Genomic DNA, 19,750 nt, shown 5'->3' with positions numbered 1-19,750 from the left:
CCGTCAGCCGCCTTGAGGCGGCTCGGCGCCGGCTGACCTCTTCTTGGCGACCGAACCCAGCCCCCAGCGCGTCTACCGCGCGGCCTGCCCGAACTGCGGGGCCGAGGTCGAGTTCCGCTCGGCCGCGTCGGCCTTCGCGGTCTGCAGCTTCTGTCGCAGCACCATCGTGCGCGACGGCGATGCGCTGCGCAAGATCGGCGAGAGCGCCGAGCTGTTCGACGACCATTCGCCGCTGCAGCTCGGTGCCAGCGGGCGCATGCAGGGCGCCGCCTTCACGCTGGTCGGCCGGCTGCAGTACCGCTATGCCGAGGGCACCTGGAACGAGTGGCATGCGCTGTTCGACAACGGCCGCAGCGGCTGGCTGTCGGAGGACAACGGCCGCTACGTGCTGGCCTTCGACCAGCCGCTGCAGGCCGCGGCGCCCGATCCGACCAGCCTGCGGCCGGGCCAGCAGCAGATCGTCAACGGCCAGCCGTGGTCGGTGGCCTCGGTCTCGGCCGCGAAGCTGATCGCGGCGCAGGGCGAGCTGCCGGTCAAGCCCAACACCGAAAGAGGTTTCGTCGTCAGCGACCTGCGCAGCACGCGCGACGAGGTCGGCACGCTCGATTACGGCAACCCGGCGGCGCCGAAATGGTCGGTCGGCCGCTCGGTCGCGATCAGCGAACTCGCGATGACCGGCCTGGCCGAGCCGGCGGAAAAGACGCTGAAGGCCCGCAGCATCGAATGCCCGAACTGCGGCACCTCGCTCGAGGTGAAGCTCGCGACGACGCAATCCATCGTCTGCCACCAGTGCCATTCGGTGGTCGACGTGTCGCAGGGCGTCGGCGGCGACCTGGCGCACTACGTGCAGGAGAACGGCAGCGAACCGCAGATCCCGCTGGGCAGCGTCGGCACGCTGGCGCTCGGCAAGGCGCCGCTGGCGTGGCAGGTGGTCGGCTATGTCGAGCGCTGCGAGCTGCCCGACGGCTCGGACGACGAGCAGACCTTCTGGCGCGAGTACCTGCTGTACCACCGCAGCGAGGGCTTCGCGTTCCTGGTCGACGCGGAAGACGGCTGGAGCTGGACCGCGCCGATCACCGGGGTGCCGCAACTGCGCGGCGACAGCGCCGTGTACCAGGGCGCGACCTACCGCAAGCTCTACACCTACACCGGGCAGGTCACCTACGTGCTCGGCGAGTTCTACTGGCAGCTCACGCGCGAGCAGCGCACGCTCAACACCGACTACCAGTCCGGCAGCAAGCGGCTGAACCGCGAGCAGACCGGCGACGAGATCGTCTGGTCGGCCGGCGACGCGATGAACGCCGCCGACATCCTGAAGGCCTTCCGGCTCGGCGACGACCGGCGCGCGGCGCTGCAGCGCGACGCGCTGCCGTCGTCCGGCTCGGGCGGGCTGCTGGCGAAGATCTTCTTCGTGATGTTCGTGATCGCCGTGCTGCTGATGCTGTTCCGCTGCGGCAGCAGCAGTTCGTCGAACTGCGACGGGCTGCGCACCACCTACGGCGAGAATTCGCAGGAGTACGTCAGCTGCCTGAACAGCAACCGCAGCGGCAGTGGTTTCCGCACCGGCGGCGGCTCGTTCGGCGGCTTCTCGAGCGGCGGCGGCCACAAGTGAGTCCCGGCATGCGCGACCCTTTCACATCGACACACAGGAGGCTCTCATGATGGGAATCGAATGGATGAAGCCCGGCATCTTCGTCGGCTCCATCCTGTTTGCACTGATCGGCGTGCTGGTGTTCTGGATCAGCTTCGTGATCGTCGACAAGATCACGCCCTACGACCTGTGGGCCGAGATCGTCGAGAAGAAGAACGTCGCGCTGGCCATCGTGGTCGGCGCGATGTGCATCGCGATCGGGATGATCGTCTCGGCCGCGATCCACGGCTGACGCGGCGGCAATTCGAAGAACTGGGGCGGCGGAGGGCCGCCCCGCCGGGCACGACTGCGCCCGCTCAATGGCAGTCGACAAAAAAGACGAACCGAGGAGAACCCATGAAGTTGCGTGGATGGCCGGCTGTGCTGGCCCTGGGACTGGCTTTGGCCGGTTGCGGAGGAGGAGGTGGTGGTGGCGATGCGGGCGGTGGCAGCACCGCGCCGCCGCCGGTGACGCCACCGGTGACGGTGTCGCATGAGCTGACCGGCCTGGCCGCCGCCGGCGCGCCGCTGGCCGATGCGGTCGTGACGCTGAAGGACGCCGAGGGCCGCGGCCTGGTGGTCACCGCGGCCGCCGACGGCAGCTTCCGCTTCGCCGATGTCGGCACGTACAAGGCGCCCTTCCTGCTGACGGCCAAGGGCACGCTCGGCGGCGCCAGCGTCGAACTGCACGCACCGGTGCTGGTCGGCGAGACGAACGGCGCCCACGTCAACGTGACGCCGCTGACCGAGCTGATCACGGCCCTGGCGCTCGGCACCGCGCCCGGCGAAACCTTCGATCCGGCGCTGCTGACGGCGCCGAAGCTGCAGTCGGCGCAGGCGAGCGTGCAGGCGCTGCTGCGCGCGGTGCTCGACGCGATGGGCGTGGCGTCCACCGTCGACCTGCGCACTGCCGTGTTCGCAGCCGACCACAGCGGGCTCGACCGCGCGCTCGACGCGATCCGCATCGAGCGCAGCGCCGCCGGCTACACCGTGACCTCGGTGGTCGGCGACAGCAGCACCGACCTCGACCCGGCAGCGCCTCAAGCGGCAACGCCGCTCGCGTTCGACGGCGGTTCGGCCACGCAGCTGGGCACGGCGCTGAATGCACTGCCCGCGATCCGGACCCGACTGCAGGCCCTGACGGCCCTGTTCAAGGCGACGACGCCGGCCGCGGCCGACCTGAAGGCCTTGTTCACCGCCGACTTCCTGCACACCGGTCTGGACGCGGACGACTTCGCCGCCTTCCTGCGCAAGCCGCTGTATGTCAACGCGAGCTTCGACAACCCGCGCATCCTGTCGGTGATCGACGACAGCAACGTCGTCGTCGGCTACCGCGTGCATTTCGACGCCGCGACCAAGGAGCGGCCGATCACCGAGACGCTGCGCATGCAGAAGGTCGCCGGCGCCTGGCAGTTCAAGGGCGACGGCGAACTGGCGGCGCTCTCGCTGTCGTTCGAATCGCGGCTGGTCGCGACGCCGCTGGCGCAGGAGGCGCTGCTCGCGCTGCCGCGTGTGCGCGCGCAGAGCACCGTCGACGGCAGCGGCGCGCCGCGCACCCTCTACTGGCGCGACGTGCTCGACGCCGCCGGCGAGGTCGTGGACACGCTCTACCTCGGCGCGCCGGGCGACTACGGCTTCGGCTACGTCGGCTACTCTTCCGGCGACAGCTACACGCCGGACGGCTTGGTCAAGTACCGCCAGAACACCGAGTACTACGCAACGCCGAACAGCGCGATCGAGCAGTACTTCATCCCGGCGATCCTGAGCGACCGCGTGTCGCCGCACGTCGCGTCGGCGTTGCTGACCGGCCCCGGCCTGCCGGGCGGTGGGCTGACGCTGACCGCGCCGACCGCCGAGCGCCCGCGCTGGGCCTGGATCTTCAAGGGCGACTCGGACGCCTGGACCGCCTTCAACGCGTCGCGCTGCCGGGCCGTGAACAACGCCGCCAACCCGGTGCCCGATTGCGGCTTCGACCTGTCGAAGGTGCAGACCGGCTCGGAGTACGTGTTCAGCTTCCGCGATGCCGGCGGCAACGTGCTCGGCGAGATGCGCCGCCGCCTGCCGGCCAAGCCGGCCGATGCGACGCAGCTGCTGGCGGACAAGGGCCGCTTCTTCGCACGCCTGCAGCTCGATGCGTCGCAGAAGTTCAGCGTGGCCAACCTGTACGACGAGAACGGCGCGTTCAAGGACGGTGCCATGCTGGTGCTGCACTGGAGCTTCCCGACGGCACCGAAGATGAGCCTGCACGGCGTCGGCTTCTCGACCTTCTACAGCGATGCGGCGTTCAACTTCCACGAAGTGTCGCGCTTCGATTCGTACCTCGACAGCGATCGCCAGAGCCTGCCGCTCACCGTCACGCGCGGCCTGCATTTCAATGGTGCCTATGCCAACATCGAGGTCTACGACCACTTCGGCAACACCTACAAGCACGAGGTGAACGACCACAACATCGAATGAACGAGACGCGCGCCGAACCCCCTCCCGAGACGCCGGCCGCGGCCGGCATCCGCCCGGCCGAGGTGGCGCTGCTCGCGTCCGTCTTCGTCGTCGCCGCCTGCGGGCTGGTCTACGAGCTCGCGGCCGGCACGCTGGCGAGCTACCTGCTGGGCGATTCGATCCTGCAGTTCTCGACCATCATCGGCACCTACCTGTTCGCGATGGGCATCGGCTCGTACCTGTCGCGCTTCTTCGAGCGGCAGATCATTGCGCACTTCCTGCGCATCGAGCTGCTGGTCGGGCTGGTCGGCGGGCTGATGCCGCTCGCGCTGTTCGCGCTGCAGACGCTGGCCGCGCCGTCGTTCCGCTTCGCGCTGTATGCGCTGGTGCTGCTGGTGGGCACGCTGGTCGGGCTCGAGATCCCGCTGGTGATGCGCATCCTGAAGCGGCACTTCCGCGAACGGTACGCGCTGAAGGACCTGGTGTCGCAGGTGCTGACCTTCGACTACCTCGGCGCGCTGGTCGTCGCGATCGCGTTCCCGCTGCTGTTCGTGCCGCAACTGGGGCTGATCCGCACCGGTGCGTTCTTCGGGCTGCTGAATGCCGCGGTCGCGGTGTGGGCGCTGTGGCTGTTCAAGGGCGAGCTGCGGCGCTGGGGCCTGCATGCGCTCGCGTGCGGCGGCGTCGTCGTGGCACTGCTCGCGGCCTTCGCCGGCGCCGATCGCGTCAGCAGCTGGGCCGAAGACCGCTTCTACGCCGACCGCATCGTCTACAGCGCGAGCAGCGCCTACCAGCGCATCGTCGTCACCGCCAGCAGCGTCGGCGTGCGGCTGTTCCTGAACGGCAACCTGCAATTCCATTCGCGAGACGAGTACCGCTACCACGAGGCGCTGGTGCACCCGGCGATGGCCGGCCACGGCGCGCCGCGCCAGGTGCTGGTGCTGGGCGGCGGCGACGGCATGGCGGCGCGCGAGATACTGAAATACCCGGGCGTCGAGCAGGTCACGCTGGTCGAGCTCGACCCGCACATGACGACGCTGTTCGCGCAGTCGCCGCTGCTGCGCGCGCTGAACGGCGATTCGCTGCAGTCGCCGAAGCTGCGCATCGTCAACGCCGACGCCTTCGCGTGGCTCGAACAGAACCCGGGCGCGTTCGACGTGATCGTCATCGACTTCCCCGACCCGACCAACTTCTCGATCGGCAAGCTCTACACCACCGGCTTCTACCGGCTGGTCGAGCAGCACCTGAACGCGAGCGGCTATGCGGTGGTGCAGACCACCTCGCCGCTGATCGCGCGCAAGAGCTTCTGGACGGTGGCGACCACGCTGGAGGCCGCTGGCCTGCAGGTGACGCCGTACCACGCGCACGTGCCGAGCTTCGGCGAATGGGGCTTCATCCTCGCGAGCCGCCGGCCGTACCGCATGCCGACGCAGCTGCCCGACGGGCTGCGCTTCATCAGCCTCGGCGGGCTGCCGGCGCTGTTCGATTTCCCGATCGACATGGCACGCGTGCCGACCGAGGTGAACCGGTTGTCGAATCAAGTCCTGGTCCAGACCTTCGAAGACGAATGGGGCAAGGTGCATCAATGACGGCGGCGCCCGACCGCGACCGGCGCACGCTGCTTGCCGCGACGGCTGCCGCGCTGGCCGCACCTGCGCTCACCGGTCTCGCCGGCTGCGAGGCGAAGCGCCCGACGGCGTACGGCGGCGAATGGGTCGGCGCGCAGCACGAGCGCGGCCACCGGCTGCGCGACGGCGGCCGCACGCTCGCCGAGCCGACGGTGCACAGGCGCGCGGCGGTGATCATCGTCGGCGCCGGCATCGCCGGGCTGTCGTGTGCTCGCAAGCTGGCACAGGCCGGCATCGACGACGTGCAGGTGTTCGACCTGGAAGATGCCGCCGGCGGCAACAGCCGCGCGCACCGCATGGGCGGCATGGCCTGCCCGCTCGGCGCGCATTACCTGCCGGTGCCGGGCGACGACGCGGTCGAACTGGTGGGCCTGCTCGATTCGCTGGGCTTGCGCCGCACCGAGGGGGGCCGCACGGTGTGGGACGAGCGCCACCTGTGCCACAGCCCGCAGGAGCGGCTCTTCATCGACGGCCACTGGCACGACGGCCTGCTGCCGCCGATCGCCGCGCTGCCCGAAGCGCAGCGCACCGCGACGCTCGCGCAGTACCGCCGCTTTGCCGGGCTGGTGTCGGTGGCCGGACCGGCCGGCAGCTTCGCGCTGCCGACCGCACGCGCCGCATGGACACCGGCGCTGCAGGCGCTCGACGGCATCACGTTCGCGCGCTGGCTGGACGACCAGGGCATCACCGCGCCGCCGTTGCGCTGGTACCTCGACTACTGCTGCCGCGACGATTACGGCGCCGGCGCCGCGCAGGTGTCGGCCTGGGCCGGGCTGCACTACTTCGCGAGCCGGCACGGCTTCCACGCGCCGGGCGACGACGCTCCGCGCGACGACGGCGTGCTGACCTGGCCCGAGGGCAATGCCTGGCTGTCGCAGCGGCTGGCGGCGCCGCTGGCCGGGCGGCTGCACGACGGCTGCGTCGCCTTGGCGCTCGACGAAAGCCGGCACGAGGTGACCCTGGACCTGTGGAACGCGAAGGCGCAGCGCACCGAGCGATGGATCGCGGCGCAGGCGGTGCTCGCGACGCCGCTGTTCATCTCGGCCCGCGTGCTGCGCACGCCGCCGGCGGCCCTGCAGCCGGCGGTGGCCGCGATGCGGTACGCGCCGTGGCTGGTCGCGAACCTGCAGCTGTCGGACGCGCTGGACGACCGGCCCGGCGCGCCGCCGTCGTGGGACAACGTGCTGTACGGCAGCAGCACGCTCGGGTATGTCGACGCGATGCACCAGGCGACGCGGCCCTTCCCCGGTCCGACGGTGCTGACAAGCTACTGGGCGCTGGGCGGCGACAACGAGGCGCAGTTGCAGGCGCAGCGCAAACGCCTGCTCGACCAGCCCTGGCAGGCCTGGTCGCAGGCGGTGGTGCAGACGCTGGTCGAAGCGCACCCCGACCTGCCGCACAAGCTGGCGCGCGTCGACCTGATGCGCTACGGCCACGCGATGAGCATCCCGTTGCCGGGCGTGCGCGGCAGCGCTGCGCTGGCGGCGCTGGCCTCAGGCAACGGCCGCGTGCAGTTCGCGCATGCCGACCTGTCGGGGTACTCGGTGTTCGAAGAGGCGTTCTTTCATGGGAACGAGGCGGCGCGGCGGATTGCGAAGGCCTTCAATACCCCATTGACATCGTGAGGGAGCCGGCGACGAAGCAGCTGGTCGCGATCGCCGTCGCGGCGAGCGGAATCCTGAACCAGTAGCGCAGCGAGAGCACCACGTAGGCGGCGCTCGCGATGCCGGCCAGCCACACGAAGGTCGGCGACTGGCGCAGCATGTCCATGTGCCGCGCGGCAAGCATCAGGTAGACGAGCGAGAACAGCATCGCACCGAGGCTGTGGCTGGCATTGAAGCCGATCCACGCCTTCCACATCGTCGTGTCGCGCGTCAGGCGCGGCGAGCTCGAGCGCATCGCGCGGGCGACGTTGGCATCGCGCGGATCGAAGTTCGTGCCGAAGAAGGTGTACGCCAGGTGCAGCACGCCGAGCACGCCGTAGATCGCGGCCCCCGCGAGGATCAGGATTTGGGACATGCGGGATTGTCGGGTTGCGGGCTGTGCACGAGATGCAAGCGTGGTTACCGGCTGTCCCACGTGTGAGCAGATGTCAGCCGGATGCACCGCGCCGCGCGATCCACGCCGACGCCCATCGGCGCCGGCAGGCCGGCCCGGCACGCGTCGACCACCCACCCGCAGCGGTCGGCGAACGGGCAGCCCGCCGGCCACTCGCCGAGCGCCGGCACGCGCCCCGGGATCGTCGCCAGCCGCGTGCCGCGCGACGCACCGAGCCGCGGCCGCGCGCCGACCAGCCCGCGGGTGTACGGATGCGCCGGCGCGGCCAGCACCTGCGCGCCAGGGCCTTCCTCCACCACCGTGCCGCCGTACATCACCATCACCCGCTCGACGCTGCGTGCCATCAGGTCGAGGTCGTGCGAGATCAGCAGCAAGGCCATGCCGCCGTCGGCGACCAGGGTGCCGATCAGCGACAGGATCTCGCGCTGCAGCGTCGCATCCAGCGCGGTCGTCGGCTCGTCGGCGATCAGCAGCTCCGGCCCGCAGGCCAGCGCCGTCGCGATCATCACGCGCTGCCGCTGCCCGCCCGACAGCTGGTGCGGGCGCGCGTCGAGCCGCTGCGCGGCCTGCGGCAGCTGCACGCGGTCGAGCAGGCGCAGCGCTTCGGCGCGGGCGCCGCGCGCATCCAGGCCACGGTGCACGCGCAAGGGTTCCGACACCGTGCGCCACAGCGGCTGCAGCGGATCGAGCGCCGTCATCGGCTCCTGGAACACCATCGCGATGCGCCGGCCGCGCAGGCGGCACATCGCCGCATCGTCCAGGCCGACCAGCTCCTGCCCGTCGAAGCGGATGCTGCCGCTCGCACGCGCCGCATCGGGCAGCAGGCCCATCAGCGCCAGCGCGGTCATCGACTTGCCGCAGCCGCTCTCGCCGATCAGCCCGAGCGTGCAGCCGCGCGCCAGGTCCAGGTCGACCCCGCGCACCGCGTCCACCGGCCCGCGCGCCGACGGCAGGCTGACCCGCAGGTCGCGCACCTGGAGCAGCGGGTCGGCCATCAGCGCTCCGTCACCAGCCGCGGGTCCAGCAGGTCGCGCAGCCCGTCGCCCACCAGGTTGAGGCCCAGCACCGCGAGCGCGATTGCGATGCCCGGGTACAGCGCCAGCTGCGGCGCCTGGAACATCATCTCCTGCGCCTCGTTCAGCATGCGACCCCAGCTCGGCTGCGGCGGCCGCACGCCCAGGCCGAGGTAGCTCAGCGCCGCCTCGGCGAGGATCGCGACCGCGAACTGGATCGTCGCCTGCACGATCAGCGGCGCCGCAATGTTCGGCAGCACATGGTCGAGGGTGATCTGCCAGCGGTCGCGGCCGCAGGCGCGCGCGGCCAGCACGAAGTCGCGCGACCAGACCGCACCGGCCGCCGAGCGGCTGATGCGCGCGAACACCGCGGCGTTGAAGACCGCGATCGCCGCCACCGCGGTGGCGGCGCCCGGGCCGGCCAGCGCGGCCAGCATCATCGCGGTCAGCAGCGCCGGGAACGCGAAGCTGAAGTCGGCGGCGCGCATCAGCAGCGCATCGAGCCAGCCGCGGCGTGCAGCGCCGAGCACGCCGATCGCGGTGCCGAGCAGCGCGCCCAGCCCGACCGCCGCGACGCCCACCAGCAGCGAGGTGCGCGCGCCGACGATCAGCAGCGACGCGATGTCGCGCCCCAGGCTGTCGGTGCCCAGCCAGTGCGCGGCCGACGGCAGCAGCAGCCGGTTCGGCACGTCGATCTCGGTCGGCGGGTACGGCGTCCACGCGAGCGACAACAGCACCGCGGCGAGCCACAGCCCCACCAGCCCGCAGCCGGCGACGAAGCTCGGGTGGCGGCGCATCGCCGTCGTCATCGCCCCGCTCACCGGTGCACCGCCTTCAGCCGCGGGTCGACGGCCACCAGCAGCAGGTCGACCGCGAAGTTGATCGCGATCACCGCGCCGGCGAACAGCATCACGACGTTCTGCACCACCGCGAGGTCGCGGTTCGCGATCGCCTGGAACACCAGCAGCCCGAGTCCCGGCAACGCAAACACCTTCTCGACGACGATCGCGCCGGTCAGCAGGTTCGCGAACTGCAGCCCCATCACCGTCAGCACCGGCACCAGCGCGTTGCGCAGCACATGGCGCCACAGCACCGCGCGCCGGCCCAGGCCCTGCGCGCGGGCGCTGCGCACGAAGTCCTCGCGCATCACCTCGAGCACCGCGCTGCGCGTCACGCGCGCGAGGATCGCGACCTGCACCGCGGCCAGCGCAATGGCCGGCAGCAGCAGCGAACGCAGCGCGGCGGCCGGGTCGTCGGCCCAGCCGTCGAAGCCACCAGCCGGGAACCACTGCAGCTTCACCGCGAACACCCCGATCAGCAGGATCGCGAGCCAGAAGTTCGGCACCGCCATGCCGAGCTGGCTCGCGGCCATCACGCCGGCATCGCCCAGCCGGCGGTGCCGCGACGCGGCGAACACGCCGAGCGCGAGCGCGAGCACGACCGTGAGGGCCATCGCGATCAGCGCCAGCGGCACCGTGACGAGCAGCCGCTCGGCCAGCAGCTCGGCGATCGGCGCGTCGTAGGCGACGCTGCGGCCCAGGTCGCCGCTCGCGAGGCCGCGCAGCCAGCGGCCATAGCGCGCGAGCGGCGGCTGGTCGAGCCCGAGCTGCTGCGCCAGCGCCGCGGCGGCCTCCGGCGTCGCGCCGGTCTCCAGCCGCACGTCGACCGCGCTGCCCGGCAGCAGCGCGAGCACCGCGAAGATCAGCGCCGAGGCCGCCAGCAGCGTGGCGACGAACGCGGCGCCGCGCCGGATCAGGAACACGCCGATGGCCGCGGTCTCACAGCGAAAAGATCTTGCCGGGGTTCATGATGTTCTTCGGATCGAGCGCGCGCTTGACGCTGCGCATCATGTCGACCGCGCCGGCACCGGCCTCGCTGACCAGGAAGCCCATCTTGTGCAGCCCGATGCCGTGCTCGCCGGTGCAGGTGCCGTCGAGCCGCAGCGCGCGCTGCACCAGCTGCAGGTTCAGCCGCTCGGCGGTCTCGCGCTCTTGCGGCTTGTCGGGGTCGATCAGGTACGCAAGGTGGAAGTTGCCGTCGCCGACATGTCCGACGATGTAGTACATCAGCCCCGAGGCCTCGACCTCGGCGACGCTGTCGTTGATGCACTCGGCCAGCCGCGAGATCGGCACGCAGGTGTCGGTGGTCACGGTGCGGCTGCCGGGCTTCATCTGCAGCCCGGCGAAGTACGCGCGGTGGCGCGCCGTCCACAGCTTCGTGCGCTCTTCCGGCGTGGTCGCCCACTGGAAGCCTTCGCCGCCGAACTCGCTGGCGATCTCCTGCACCGTCGCGGCCTGCTCGGCCACGCTCGCCTCGCTGCCGTGGAACTCCATCAGCAGCAGCGGCGATTCGGGCAGCGTCAGCTTGTCGTGCCGGTTCACCGCGCGCACCGCGTTGGCGTCGAGCAGCTCGCAGCGGGCGATCGGCACGCCCATCTGGATCAGCTGGATGGTGGTGCGCACCGCGGCGTCGATGCTCGGGAAGCTGCAGGTGGCCGCCGAGATCGCCTCGGGCAGCGGGTACAGCTTCAGCGTGATCTCGGTCATCACGCCGAGCGTGCCTTCGCTGCCCACCATCAGCCGCGTCAGGTCGTAGCCGGCCGACGACTTGCGCGCCCGCGTGCCGGTGTGGATCACCTCGCCCTGCGGCGTGACGACGGTGAGCGCCAGCACGTTGTCGCGCATCGTGCCGTAGCGCACGGCGTTGGTGCCGCTCGCGCGGGTGGCGCTCATGCCGCCGAGCGTGGCGTCGGCGCCGGGGTCGATCGGGAAGAACAGGCCGGCATGGCGGACCTCGGCGTTCAGCTGCATGCGGGTGACGCCGGCCTGCACGGTGACGGTGAGGTCCTCGGGGCGCACGGACAGGATGCGGTTCATGCGCGTCAGGTCGATGCTGACGCCGCCCTGCACCGCGAGCAGGTGGCCTTCGAGCGACGAGCCGGCACCGTAGGGGATCACCGGCACCGCATGCCGGTCGGCCAGCGTCACCACCGCGGCGACGTCGTCGGTGCTCTCGCAGTACACCACCACCTCGGGCGGCGGCACGTCGAACGGCGATTCGTCGCGGCCGTGCTGCTCGCGCACCGCGAGCGCGGTGGAGCAGCGCTCGCCGAAGCGGGCCTTCAGCGCCTCGACCATCTCGGCAGGAACCGGCCGCGGATCGAGCTGCGGCAGCAGGTGGGCGGGAATGGGTGCATTCATGGCGGGGGCCTCCGACAACGGACCGTCGATTCTGCACCGCGCGCCGGGCCGGCGCCGCAGCGCGCGCGCTGACCCTAGAATCTGCGACCTCACCACCGAACGCTTCCGTGTCCCTGGATACGCTGACCACTGCCGAGACACCGGAAGGCATCGCGCTGTCGCTGAGACCGGCCGGGCTGGTGCCGCGCGTGCTGGCGTTCGCCGCCGATTTCGGCATCCGCATCGTGCTGTTCCTGGTGCTGTCGGCGTTGCTCGGGCTCGGCGGCGGCCTGGGCGCCGGGCTGCAGCTGATGGTCTATTTCCTGCTCGAATGGTTCTACCCGGTGGCGTTCGAGCTGGCGCTGGCCGGCGCGACGCCGGGCAAGCGCATGCTGGGGCTGCGGGTGGTGATGGACTCCGGCCTGCCGGTGACGCCGGCCGCATCGATCATCCGCAACCTGCTGCGCGCGGCCGACTTCATGCCGCTGTTGTACGGCTTCGGCGTGCTGGCCATGCTGTGGCGACCCGATTTCAAGCGCCTGGGCGACATGGCGGCCGGCACGCTGGTGGTGCATGCCGGCAGCGTCGAGCTGCACGGCGCGCTGCCCGACGCACCGCCGCGCGCGCCGGCGCGGCCGCTCGCGCTGCGCGAGCAGGCCGCGATCGTCAACTGGGCGATGCGCGGCGCGCGGCTCACGCCGGCCCGCTTCGACGAGCTGGCCACCCTCGCCCGCTCGGCGACCGATGCCGACGGCGCCGGGGCCGCGCCGGCCGATGCGACGCAGCGCCTGCTCGGCGTCGCGCACTGGCTGCTCGGCCACCGCGGGGATGCCGCCCGATGACGCCGTTGCAGTTCGAGGCCGCCTATGCGCCGCTGTGGGACGAGTTGCAGGCCCTGCTGGAGCGGGCGGAGGGCACGCGGCCGCGAAAAAAGGCCGACAAGACCGACGGCAAGAAGGCGCGACAGGAGCGCAGCAAGGCCCGGCCCGGCGTCGTCGACGGCGCCCGCCTCAGCGTGCTGTACCGCCGCGCCTGCGAGCACCTCGCGCTGGCGCAGGCCCGCGCCTACCCGATCGGCCTGACGCAGCGCCTCGAACAGCTGACGCACCGCGCGCACCAGCTGATCTACCGCCGCCACGAACCCGGCTTCGGCATCGGGCGGCTGCGCCGGCTGCTGCTGGTCGACATCCCGCAGAGCGTGCGCGCGCACCGCGGCTACCTGCTGGTGGCCGCGCTGCTGTTCGTGCTGCCGACGCTGCTGGTCGGCTGGGCCTGCTGGCGCGACCCCGGCTTCGTGCTGCACCTGATGAGCGCCGACCAGGTGCGCAACTTCGACCAGATGTACGGCCCCGGCGCCGAGCCGATCGGCAAGCCGCGCAGCGCCGAGACCGACTGGCAGATGTTCGGCTACTACATCCAGCACAACATCGGCATCGGCTTCCAGTGCTTCGCGGCCGGGCTGTTCGGCGGCATCGGCAGCGCCTTCTTCCTGGTCTTCAACGGGCTGCAGGGCGGCGCGGTCGGCGGCTACCTGACGGCCCGCGGCCACGGCACCGCCTTCTACTCGTTCATCGTCACCCACTCCGCCTTCGAACTGACGGCCATCGTGATGTCCGGCGCGGCCGGGCTGCGCCTCGGCCATGCGCTGCTCGCGCCGGGCCGGCGCACTCGGCTCGAGGCGCTGCGCCATGCGTCGTCGCATGCCATCGTGGTGATGTACGGCGTGATCGCGTTCCTGCTGATCGCCGCCGCGGTCGAGGCCTTCTGGTCGTCGGCCCGCTGGGTCGCGCCGCAGGTCAAGTACGGCGTCGGCGCGGCCTGCTGGGCGCTGGTGATCGCCTACCTGGGCTGGCAGGGGCGGCCGCGCCGCGCGGTCATGGCGGAAGAGGGCTCGCATGCAGGTTGATGCGATCGCGGTCGAGCTGCGCCCGCGCCCGATGCACGAGGCCGGCGACCTGGGCGTGCGGCTGGTGCAGGCCCACGCGCGTTCGGTGTGGCTGACCTGCACGCCGGTGTTCGCCGCGGTGTTCGTGCTCGCGCTGTCCAGCGTCGAGATCGCGAGCTGGCTGCCGAGCGTGCTGATCTTCTGGTTCAAGCCGTGGATCGACCGCAGCGTGCTGTTCGTGCTGTCGCGCGCGGCCTTCGGCCAGTCGACCCGCTTCGCCGACCTGTGGCGCGCGCAGCGCGAGGTCTGGTGGGGGCAATGGTTCGGCAGCCTGCTGTGGCGGCGGCTGTCGCCGTGGCGCTCGTACACGCAGCCGATCTACCAGCTCGAAGGCCAGCGCGGCAAGGCACGGCGCCAGCGGCGCGCGCTGATGCTGCGCGCGCAGCGCGGGCCGGCCGGGATGATGCACCTGGCGTTCGCGCATGCCGAAGCCTTCCTCGGCATCGGGCTGATGGCGTTCATCGCGCTGCTGCTGCCCGAGGGGCTGCGCAGCCAGGCCTGGGACTGGTTCACCGGCGGCAGCCTGTCGGCCTCGTTCGCGACCGCCAGCGGCTATGCGCTGGTGGTGCTGATGCTGGAGCCGTTCTACGTCGGCGCCGGTTTCGCGATGTACCTGAACCGCCGCGTGCAGCTCGAGGCCTGGGACATCGAGCAGGAGTTCCGCCGTGCGTTCTAGCGCTGCCTGGTGGCTGGCGGTGGCGCTGCTGGGCGCCGGTGTGCGGGCGCAAGAGGCGCCCGAGTTGGCGGCTTCAGCGGCATTGGCAGCGTCGGCGCCCGAGGCCGTCGAGGGCCGCCCGTCGCGTGACGAGATCGAAACCGAGGTCGCGACGCTGCGCGCCGATCCGCGCTTCGGCGGCACGCAGAAGCAGAAGACCTGGCGCTTCAAGCCGCGTGAATCCGAAGCGAAGAAGCCCGAGAAACCGGGCGACATCCCGCCGTGGTTCAAGTGGCTGCGCGAGTTCGCCGGCTGGGCCACCGCGGCCGGGCGGCTGGTGGTGTGGGCGATCGGCGCGGTGCTGGTCGCGGTGCTGGTGGTCGGGCTGCGCTACTGGATCCGCGAGCGCGCCGGTGCGCTGCCGCAGCGCGCGCCGCCGTTGCCCAGCCATGTGCGCGACCTCGACATCCGCCCCGAAAGCCTGCCCGATCGCATCGGCCCGGCGGCCGCGGCGCTCTGGCAGCGCGGCGAGCAGCGGGCCGCGCTGTCGCTGCTGTACCGCGGTGCGCTGTCGCGGCTGGTGCATGCGCATGCGCTGCCGATCCGCGCGGCCAGCACCGAGGGCGAGTGCGTCGCGCTGGCGCGCGCGCGGCTGCGCGCCGAACCGGCCGAGTACCTGGCGCGGCTGGTGGGCGCGTGGCAGCTCGCGGTCTACGGCGCCCGGCTGCCGCCGACCGACGTCGTGCTCGCGCTGTGCGATGAATTCGACGCGCGGCTGCAGGCGCCGGCCGCAGCGGTCGGGACGGAGGCCGCATGAAGCTGCTGACCAGCGACAACCTGCTGCGCGCCGGCCTCGCCGCGCTGCTGGTTGGCGGCCTGTTGTGGCTGGCCTCGTGCACCGAATGGGTCGAGGTCGACGTGCCGAAGCCGCCGTCGCCCGAGGCGGCGAAGAACGACCTGCTCGCGCTGGAGGACCTGGCGCGCCGGCTCGGCGCGACGGTCGAGCGGCCGACCGAGCTGCCGCAGATGCTGCCGGCCGGCAGCACCGTCTACTTCGCCGCGTGGCAGCGCGGCATCGTCCCCGGCCGCGGCGAGCGCTTGCGCGCGTGGGTGGCCGATGGCGGCCACCTGGTGCTGCAGGCGACCGACCTCCGCGAGGCCGAGCTCAGCAGCTGGCTGCCGGTGCACGCCGTCAAGCCGGTGGCGCCGGCACCGAAGCGCGCGGCCTCCGGTGCGCAGGCGCACGACGATGAAGAGGACGACGAGGACGAGGACGAAGCGGCCGAGCCGCCGCCCGCCCCGGTGGCGCAGGCGTCGCGTCCTGCCGCCGGCGGCAGGCCCGACGTCGACCGCCTGCTGAAGCAGCTGCGCGAGGGCCCGCCGTGCCGCTCGGTGGCCGAGCCGGAGGCGGTGGCGCCTGCCTATCCGCCGGCGCGCCGCTTCATGAGCTGCGCGCACCCGCCGTGGCCGCGGGTGCGGGCCACGGTGCCGGCGACCTGGCAGCTCGACGCCGACACCGGCATCGAACTGCTGCGCGTACCGCATGGCCGCGGCAGCGTCACCGTGCTGGCCGGCTGGGACCTGCGCGGCAACCGGGCGCTGACACGCGGCGACAACGGGCTGATCGCCGCGGCCGCGCTGCAGCTGCACCGCGGGCAGCGGCTGTGGATCGTCGAAGAGGAATCGCGGGCATCGCTGGCCGGCTGGCTCTGGCAGGCCGGCGCCGCGGCGCTGCTGTTGTCGGGCCTCGCGCTGCTGCTGGCCTGGTGGCGCGCCGCGCCGCGCTTCGGCCCGCTGACGGTGCCGACGCCGCCGGGCCGGCGCTCGATGGTCGAGCAGGTCACCGGCACCGCGCGTTTCCTGTGGCGCCACGGCCCGCTCGCGCTGCACGCGGCGCAGGTGCGCGCGCTCGACGAGACCGCCCGGCTGCACGTGATGCGCTACGACGAACTCGAACGCGGCGCGCGCGCATCGGCGATCTCGAAGCTGACCGGGCTGGACGCCGCGGCGCTCGGCCTCGCGCTCGACCGCAGCATCCCGCGCCGCCGCATCGACCTGCCGCCCGTGCTCGAACTGTTGGAAACCGCGCGCCGCCGGCTGGGGCAGGCCCCGGCCGGGCGCGCCACGCACACCGCTTCCTGAGGACCCTCCATGCAGATCAAACCCACCGACCTGACCCGTGCCGCCGAACTGCTGAACGAACTGCGCGCCGAGGTCGGCAAGGCCGTCGTCGGCCAGCAGCAGGCCGTGGACCAGTGCCTGGTCGCGCTGATGGCCAGCGGCCACGTGCTGATCGAAGGCGTGCCCGGCCTCGGCAAGACGCTGCTCGCGCGCACGCTGGCCAAGTCGCTGTCGCTCAACTACGCCCGCGTGCAGTTCACGCCCGACCTGATGCCGTCGGACATCACCGGCCATGCGGTGCTGGAGGCGCGCGGCGAGGCCGGCGCACCGGTCGGCGCGCTGCGCGTGCACCGCGGGCCGGTGTTCACCAACCTGCTGCTGGCCGACGAGATCAACCGCGCGCCGGCCAAGACGCAGAGCTCGCTGCTGGAGGTGATGCAGGAGTACCAGGTGACGATCGAGGGCCAGACGCTGCCGCTGGACAAGCCGTTCATGGTGCTCGCGACGCAGAACCCGGTCGACACCGAAGGCACCTACCCGCTGCCCGAGGCGCAGCTCGACCGCTTCCTGTTCAAGATCGACATCGGCTACCCGTCGCAGGACGAAGAGACCGCGATCGTGCGCCGCACCACCGAGCAGCTGGCCGGCGACCAGTTCCCGCTCGATGCGATCGCGCCGCGGCTGGACGAGCGCTCGGTGCTGGCGCTGCAGCGCCTGGTGTCGTTCATCCGCGTCGACGACAAGGTGCTCGACTACGCGGTGCGGCTGGCGCGCGCGACGCGCGTGTGGCCGGGCCTGTCGGCCGGCGCCGGGCCGCGCGGCGCGATCGCGCTGGTGCGCGCGGCACGTGCGACCGCGATGATGCAGTCGCGCGATTTCGTGACGCCCGACGACGTGAAGCAGCATGCGCTGCCGGCGCTGCGCCACCGCGTGATGCTGTCGCCCGATGCGCAGCTCGAAGGCCGCGCGCTCGGCGAGCTGCTGGCCGCGATGGTCGACAGCGTGGCGGCACCGCGCCTGTGAGCCGCCGCTGATGCGCCTGCGCCTGATCCCCAGCCGGGCCGCCGTGGCAGTGGTGGGCGCAGCCGCGCTCGCGAGCGCGGTGGCGCTGCTGGCCGGCGTGCCGGCGCCCTGGGTCTCGGCCGTGGCCGGTGCCTGCGCGGCCGCGGGGCTGCTGTGGGCGCTGGCCGACCTGTGGCACACGCGGCGCAGCTGGACGCGCGCGCCGCTGCGGCTGGAGCGGCGCCTGCCGCAGGCGCTGGCGCTCGGCGTGCCGCGCGAGCTGGTGCTGAACGTCGTCAACCCGGCGACGCTCGGCTGGCGCGGCACGGTGTTCGACGAGCCCGACGGCACGCTCGATTTCGACGGGCTGCCGCGCGCATTCACGCTGCCGGCGCGCCGGCGCATCGAGCTGCGCTACCGCGTGACGCCGCGCCGGCGCGGCCCGGTGCGCTTCGGCCGCACGCAGCTGCGGCTGCGTTCGCGCGGCGGCAGCTTCGAATGGCTGCAGGTGCTGGGCGAGCCGCAGGCGCTGCACGTGTACCCGAACTTCGCGGCGGTCGCGCGCTATGCGTGGCTGGCCGGCGACCGGCGGCTGTCACAGATCGGCATCAAGACCTATGCGCAGCGGGGCGAAGGCACCGACTTCAAGCAGCTCGCCGACTACCAGAGCGGCGACCCGGTGCGCCACATCGACTGGAAGGCGACGCTGCGCCACAACCGGCCGATCGTGCGGCAGTTCCAGGACGAGCGCGACCAGTGCGTGCTGTTCCTGCTCGATTGCGGCCGGCGCATGCGGGCCGACGAGGGCGCGCTGAGTGCCGACGGCGGCCACTTCGACCAGGCGCTGAACGCGCTGATGCTGCTGACCCACGTCGCGCTGAAGGAAGGCGACGAGGTCGGCGCGATCACCTTCGGCCACGCACCGGGCCAGCAGCGCCGCTTCGCGCCGCGCAAGGGCGCGGTGACGCTGAACGCGATGATGGCGCGGCTGTACGACATCGAACCCGGCACCGACCACTCCGACTACCTCGAGGCGGCGCGCGACGTGATGAAGCTGCAGCGCAAGCGCGCCCTGGTGATCATGCTGACCAACTTCCGCGATGAAGACGCGGCCGAGCTGGCCCCGGCGCTGAAATTGATGCGCACCCGCCACCTGGTGCTGGTGGCCAGCCTGCGCGAGCGGGTGCTGCGCGAGCTGGCGGGCCAGCCGCTGGGCGTGGCCGAGCGGGCGGTCGAGGTGGCCGGCGCGCACTGGTTCGAGCAGGCGCGGCGCGATGCCTTCCGGCGCGTGACCGGGCAGGACGCGCTGTCGGTGGACGTGGAGCCGCGCGACCTGCCGGTGGCGCTGGTGAACCGCTACCACGCGGTGAAGCGCTCGCGGCTGCTGTAGCCCGAGCGGTCCGCGCCCCACCCCCGACGGGGTGCTAGGCGCGGCGCGGGGCCTCCGCTACGATGGCCGCGCCGGACCCCGGCCCGGCCCTACAACACCACATCATCCCGAGGAGAACCATCCGATGGCCACCGCCAACCCCTCCGCCAATCCCTATCAGCCGCCGCGCGCGGCCGTCGCCGACATCGACCGTGCGTCGGGCGAAGTCCAGCCGATCAACCTGTGGTCGACGCGGGGCCGCATCGGTCGCCTGCGCTACCTCGCCTACCTCGGCGCGAGCTACCTGCTGATGTTGCCGCTGTTCTTCGTCGTCGGCCTGATCGTGGCCTTGACGAATTCGCCGTTCGTCGCGGTGGCGGTCTATGTCGTGGTCGGCATCGCGTACGCCGTCTGGGCCGTGATGATGATGATCCAGCGCTCGCACGACATGGGCTGGACCGGGTGGTCCGTGCTGCTGGCGCTCATCCCGTTGGTCGCGCTGATCTGGCTGTTCAAGGCCGGCACGCCGGGCACGAACGAATACGGCGCCCCGCCGCCGCCGAACACCCGCTCGGTCAAGATCCTCGCCTGGGTGTTCCCGGCCTTCATCCTGCTCGGCATCGTCGCCGCGATCGCGCTGCCGGCCTACCAGAGCTACGTGATGCGGGCCAAGGCGGCGCAGATGCAGGTCACGCCGCCGGCGCAGCCCTGAAC

18 protein-coding genes are annotated in these 19,750 nt (G+C 72.0%); 13 read left to right on the top strand and 5 right to left on the bottom strand.

The annotated features are described in order from the left end of the window. Positions 1-43: 43 nt before the first annotated feature. The 5 genes from ASC98_RS11710 to ASC98_RS11690 all read left to right on the top strand — a co-directional run bounded on the left by ASC98_RS11710 (position 44) and on the right by ASC98_RS11690 (position 7,319). Positions 44-1,612, top strand: coding sequence for a DUF4178 domain-containing protein (locus ASC98_RS11710; RefSeq protein WP_056804356.1), 1,569 nt, complete (start codon positions 44-46; stop codon positions 1,610-1,612). 49 nt (positions 1,613-1,661) lie between these two features. Next, complete coding sequence (locus tag ASC98_RS11705) at positions 1,662-1,883, top strand: DUF350 domain-containing protein (protein WP_056804825.1); 222 nt, start codon at positions 1,662-1,664, stop codon at positions 1,881-1,883. Between the two features lie 104 nt (positions 1,884-1,987). Beyond that, a complete protein-coding gene (locus ASC98_RS11700; protein ID WP_157597873.1) occupies positions 1,988-4,087 on the top strand; it encodes a nuclear transport factor 2 family protein in 2,100 nt (699 codons plus the stop codon). Beyond that, positions 4,084-5,655, top strand: a complete 1,572-nt coding sequence (locus ASC98_RS11695; RefSeq protein WP_056804350.1) for a polyamine aminopropyltransferase — start codon at positions 4,084-4,086, stop codon at positions 5,653-5,655. Before ASC98_RS11700 ends, ASC98_RS11695 begins: the two co-directional genes overlap by 4 nt. After that, positions 5,652-7,319 carry an FAD-dependent oxidoreductase gene (locus tag ASC98_RS11690; protein ID WP_157597872.1) on the top strand — a complete coding sequence of 556 codons (1,668 nt, stop codon included), beginning with the start codon at positions 5,652-5,654 and terminating at the stop codon, positions 7,317-7,319. Before ASC98_RS11695 ends, ASC98_RS11690 begins: the two co-directional genes overlap by 4 nt. Here the strand turns inward: ASC98_RS11690 and ASC98_RS11685 are convergent. Genes ASC98_RS11685 through ASC98_RS11665 form a run of 5 tightly spaced genes read right to left on the bottom strand, consistent with a single transcriptional unit; the run spans position 7,297 to position 11,965 of the window. Then, positions 7,297-7,713 (bottom strand): DMT family transporter, encoded by a 417-nt coding sequence (locus tag ASC98_RS11685; RefSeq protein WP_056804346.1) that lies wholly within the window; start codon positions 7,711-7,713, stop codon positions 7,297-7,299. The genes ASC98_RS11690 and ASC98_RS11685 overlap by 23 nt on opposite strands. Positions 7,714-7,757: 44 nt before the next feature. Beyond that, a complete protein-coding gene (locus ASC98_RS11680; protein WP_056804343.1) occupies positions 7,758-8,747 on the bottom strand; it encodes an ABC transporter ATP-binding protein in 990 nt (329 codons plus the stop codon). Then, complete coding sequence (locus ASC98_RS11675; protein WP_056804339.1) at positions 8,747-9,574, bottom strand: ABC transporter permease; 828 nt, start codon at positions 9,572-9,574, stop codon at positions 8,747-8,749. The genes ASC98_RS11680 and ASC98_RS11675 overlap by 1 nt, the downstream gene beginning before the upstream one ends. 8 nt (positions 9,575-9,582) lie before the next feature. After that, a complete protein-coding gene (locus ASC98_RS11670) occupies positions 9,583-10,533 on the bottom strand; it encodes an ABC transporter permease (protein ID WP_056804336.1) in 951 nt (316 codons plus the stop codon). Positions 10,534-10,543: 10 nt separating this feature from the next. Beyond that, complete coding sequence (locus ASC98_RS11665) at positions 10,544-11,965, bottom strand: FAD-binding oxidoreductase (RefSeq protein WP_056804333.1); 1,422 nt, start codon at positions 11,963-11,965, stop codon at positions 10,544-10,546. 107 nt (positions 11,966-12,072) lie between these two features. Here ASC98_RS11665 and ASC98_RS11660 point away from each other — a divergent pair, with 107 nt between their 5' ends. The 8 genes from ASC98_RS11660 to ASC98_RS11625 all read left to right on the top strand — a co-directional run bounded on the left by ASC98_RS11660 (position 12,073) and on the right by ASC98_RS11625 (position 19,748). Then, positions 12,073-12,786 (top strand): RDD family protein, encoded by a 714-nt coding sequence (locus tag ASC98_RS11660; protein ID WP_056804330.1) that lies wholly within the window; start codon positions 12,073-12,075, stop codon positions 12,784-12,786. Further along, complete coding sequence (locus ASC98_RS11655; RefSeq protein WP_056804327.1) at positions 12,783-13,850, top strand: stage II sporulation protein M; 1,068 nt, start codon at positions 12,783-12,785, stop codon at positions 13,848-13,850. Before ASC98_RS11660 ends, ASC98_RS11655 begins: the two co-directional genes overlap by 4 nt. Next, positions 13,840-14,565 (top strand): hypothetical protein, encoded by a 726-nt coding sequence (locus ASC98_RS11650; RefSeq protein WP_056804325.1) that lies wholly within the window; start codon positions 13,840-13,842, stop codon positions 14,563-14,565. The genes ASC98_RS11655 and ASC98_RS11650 overlap by 11 nt, the downstream gene beginning before the upstream one ends. Beyond that, positions 14,555-15,361: a DUF4129 domain-containing protein gene (locus ASC98_RS11645; RefSeq protein WP_235581235.1), complete on the top strand. Its 807-nt coding sequence runs from the start codon at positions 14,555-14,557 to the stop codon at positions 15,359-15,361. Before ASC98_RS11650 ends, ASC98_RS11645 begins: the two co-directional genes overlap by 11 nt. After that, complete coding sequence (locus tag ASC98_RS11640; protein ID WP_056804321.1) at positions 15,358-16,686, top strand: DUF4350 domain-containing protein; 1,329 nt, start codon at positions 15,358-15,360, stop codon at positions 16,684-16,686. The genes ASC98_RS11645 and ASC98_RS11640 overlap by 4 nt, the downstream gene beginning before the upstream one ends. A gap of 9 nt (positions 16,687-16,695) precedes the next feature. Further along, positions 16,696-17,688: a MoxR family ATPase gene (locus ASC98_RS11635; RefSeq protein WP_056804317.1), complete on the top strand. Its 993-nt coding sequence runs from the start codon at positions 16,696-16,698 to the stop codon at positions 17,686-17,688. A gap of 10 nt (positions 17,689-17,698) precedes the next feature. Beyond that, positions 17,699-19,057, top strand: coding sequence for a DUF58 domain-containing protein (locus ASC98_RS11630; RefSeq protein WP_056804817.1), 1,359 nt, complete (start codon positions 17,699-17,701; stop codon positions 19,055-19,057). Positions 19,058-19,181: 124 nt separating this feature from the next. Then, positions 19,182-19,748 (top strand): DUF805 domain-containing protein, encoded by a 567-nt coding sequence (locus ASC98_RS11625; RefSeq protein ID WP_056804314.1) that lies wholly within the window; start codon positions 19,182-19,184, stop codon positions 19,746-19,748. Positions 19,749-19,750: the final 2 nt, after the last annotated feature.

The sequence above is a fragment of the Rhizobacter sp. Root1238 genome (assembly GCF_001425825.1).
Lineage (GTDB): Bacteria > Pseudomonadota > Gammaproteobacteria > Burkholderiales > Burkholderiaceae_C > Rhizobacter.
Note: the sequence above shows the minus strand (reverse complement) of the source record. Positions and strands in the feature narration are given on the sequence as shown.

Bases quoted from the DNA above. Each gene is read 5' to 3' on its own strand.
- ASC98_RS11705 (WP_056804825.1), top strand. From the start codon at position 1,662: ATGGGAATCGAATGGATGAAGCCCGGCATCTTCGTCGGCTCCATCCTG.
- ASC98_RS11700 (WP_157597873.1), top strand. From the start codon at position 1,988: ATGAAGTTGCGTGGATGGCCGGCTGTGCTGGCCCTGGGACTGGCTTTG.
- ASC98_RS11695 (WP_056804350.1), top strand. From the start codon at position 4,084: ATGAACGAGACGCGCGCCGAACCCCCTCCCGAGACGCCGGCCGCGGCC.
- ASC98_RS11690 (WP_157597872.1), top strand. From the start codon at position 5,652: ATGACGGCGGCGCCCGACCGCGACCGGCGCACGCTGCTTGCCGCGACG.
- ASC98_RS11685 (WP_056804346.1), bottom strand. From the start codon at position 7,713: ATGTCCCAAATCCTGATCCTCGCGGGGGCCGCGATCTACGGCGTGCTC.
- ASC98_RS11680 (WP_056804343.1), bottom strand. From the start codon at position 8,747: ATGGCCGACCCGCTGCTCCAGGTGCGCGACCTGCGGGTCAGCCTGCCG.
- ASC98_RS11675 (WP_056804339.1), bottom strand. From the start codon at position 9,574: ATGACGACGGCGATGCGCCGCCACCCGAGCTTCGTCGCCGGCTGCGGG.
- ASC98_RS11665 (WP_056804333.1), bottom strand. From the start codon at position 11,965: ATGAATGCACCCATTCCCGCCCACCTGCTGCCGCAGCTCGATCCGCGG.
- ASC98_RS11655 (WP_056804327.1), top strand. From the start codon at position 12,783: ATGACGCCGTTGCAGTTCGAGGCCGCCTATGCGCCGCTGTGGGACGAG.
- ASC98_RS11650 (WP_056804325.1), top strand. From the start codon at position 13,840: ATGCAGGTTGATGCGATCGCGGTCGAGCTGCGCCCGCGCCCGATGCAC.
- ASC98_RS11640 (WP_056804321.1), top strand. From the start codon at position 15,358: ATGAAGCTGCTGACCAGCGACAACCTGCTGCGCGCCGGCCTCGCCGCG.
- ASC98_RS11635 (WP_056804317.1), top strand. From the start codon at position 16,696: ATGCAGATCAAACCCACCGACCTGACCCGTGCCGCCGAACTGCTGAAC.
- ASC98_RS11630 (WP_056804817.1), top strand. From the start codon at position 17,699: ATGCGCCTGCGCCTGATCCCCAGCCGGGCCGCCGTGGCAGTGGTGGGC.
- ASC98_RS11625 (WP_056804314.1), top strand. From the start codon at position 19,182: ATGGCCACCGCCAACCCCTCCGCCAATCCCTATCAGCCGCCGCGCGCG.